The 2,409-nt window shown below is 56.8% G+C and carries 1 rRNA gene (only partly in view); it reads right to left on the minus strand.

Features of this window, described 5'->3' with window-relative positions:
• Window positions 1-2,409, minus strand: a 23S ribosomal RNA gene (locus tag NDI79_RS23460); its annotated part runs 458 nt beyond the window's last position; the annotation flags it as partial.

Here is a 2,409-nt window from a genome sequence, read left to right on the forward strand (position 1 = left end):
TTCAGCTCTTACCCCGTGTCGCGTAGCTACTCGGCATCTGCCCTCTCGGACAACCGATACACCAGCGGCGACCAATCGTAGTTCCTCTCGTACTATACGATCGTTCCCGTCAAGTACCTCACACCCCCAATAGATAGCAGCCGACCTGTCTCACGACGGTCTAAACCCAGCTCACGACCTCCTTTAATAGGCGAACAACCTCACCCTTGCCTGCTTCTGCACAGGCAGGATGGAGGGAACCGACATCGAGGTAGCAAGCCACCGGGTCGATATGTGCTCTTGCCGGTGACGACTCTGTTATCCCTAAGGTAGCTTTTCTGTCATCTACGGGTCCCATGGAGGGACCTCGTAGGTTCGCTAGACCACGCTTTCGCGTCAGCGTCACTCGTTGGGAATGACACTGTCAGACTTCCGTGTGCTCTTGCGCTCTTCCACGAGTTTCCGACTCGCGTGAGGAAATCTTTGGGCGCGCTCGATATCTTTTCGAGCGCGTACCGCCCCAGTCAAACTGCCCGGCTACCGGTGTCCTCCTCCCGGAGTGAGGGTCGCAGTCACTGACGGGTAGTATTTCAATGATGCCTCGGTGGCCCGCTAGCGCGGGTACCTGTGTAACGGCTCCTACCTATGCTGCACATCAGCGACCACGTCCCAGCGACAGCCTGCAGTAAAGCTCTATAGGGTCTTCGCTTCCCCTTGGGGGTCTCCAGACTCCGCACTGGAACGTACAGTTCACCGGGCCCAACGTTGGGACAGTGGCGCTCTCATTGATCCATTCATGCAAGCCGCTACTGAAGCGGCAAGGTACTACGCTACCTTAAGAGGGTCATAGTTACCCCCGCCGTTGACGGGTCCTTCGTCCTCTTGTACGAGGTGTTCAGATACCCGCACTGGGCAGGATTCAGTGACCGTACGAGTCCTTGCGGATTTGCGGTCACCTATGTTGTTACTAGACAGTTGGAGCGCCCGAGTCACTGCGACCTGCTCGGTCAAGAGCAGGCATCCCTTATCGCGAACTTACGGGACTAACTTGCCGAATTCCCTAACGTCGGTTGATCCCGACAGACCTTGGCTTTCTCCGCCAGAGTACCTGTGTCGGATCTCGGTACGAGCAGACATCTCGCCTTTTCACGGGCTCTGAGTACCACCGGCTTGCGCTATCTCGCGCTTCGCTCGCTTCGTGCCGTTACGGCTTCCACGAGTTTCCGCGATTCGACCGGGCGAAGGCCCGGTCCGGTGTTTCCCAAAGCGTCGGCTTTGAGTGATGCTGGTACTGGAATATTAACCAGTTTCCCGTTTGTCTCATTCGAGTTACGGTGAGACTTAGGATCGACTAACCCTCGGCTGATTGGCAGTGCCGAGGAACCCTTACTCGTAAGGTCGTCGGGGTTCGCACCCGACTCTCGCTGCTACTGTGACCAGGATTTTCGTTTCTGAACGGTCCATACGAACTCTCGCCCGTACTTCCACCCGTACAGAATGCCAGCCTACTGGGTCACCATAATGGTGCCGCCAGGTCTCGGTGGTGGATTTGAGCCCCGATCATTTTCGACGCCTCGAACCTCGGCCGGTAAGCTGTTACGCTTTTCTTAGAGGGTAGCTGCTTCTAAGCTCACCTCCCGGCTGTTTAGGGCTCGAGACAATCTTCGATCGCACTTAATCCACACTTGGGGACCTTAACCCGGCTCTGGGTTGTCTCCCTCACGGACCACAAGCTTACCCCGCAGTCCGGATTCCCATCGTCTACGACGTCTGCAAGTTCGGAGTTCGACAGAGTGGCCGACTCCTCTCGGAGGCGGGTCACTCAATCGGTCGCTCTACCTCGCAGACTATCTCGGATGAGGTCATGCTTCGACATGTTTCGGCTGGAACCAGCTGTTGCCAGATTCGATGGGCCTTTCACCCCTACACACGGGTCACGGGAGGGTATTGTAAGACACCAACCCTAACAGACCTCCACGTGGCTTTCGCCACGCTTCGTCTTGCCCTCGTGTAGATCATCTGGTTTCGGGTCGCATCCGCTTGACTCCCCGCGCTTGAACACGGCGGCCCTCGCAATGCTGCGGCCTTGTCGGTTTCCCTGCGCCTTCCTGGATAATCCAGTTAGACTCGCCAAGCAAATGCACTCCCTGGTTCGTTTTTCAAAACGTACGACGGAACACCGGCTTCCTCGGATTCCTACTGGTGGGTCGCCCCACGGTTGTTTTTCCGAGGACCTTGTATGCCCCGTCGCTCTATCACTGACTGATTTCAGGCCCTATTGCACCGCCCTTTTCGGGGTGCTTTTCAGCGTTCGCTCACGCTACTTGTTCGCTATCGGTCTCGAGGAGTGTTTAGTCTTCGCAGTCGATGCCTGCGACATTCACGAGGGATATCCAACCCCCGCTACTCTGGAGCAACCTCGGGTTCTCG

This window comes from Halogeometricum sp. S3BR5-2, assembly GCF_031624635.1.
Lineage (GTDB): Archaea > Halobacteriota > Halobacteria > Halobacteriales > Haloferacaceae > Halogeometricum > Halogeometricum luteum.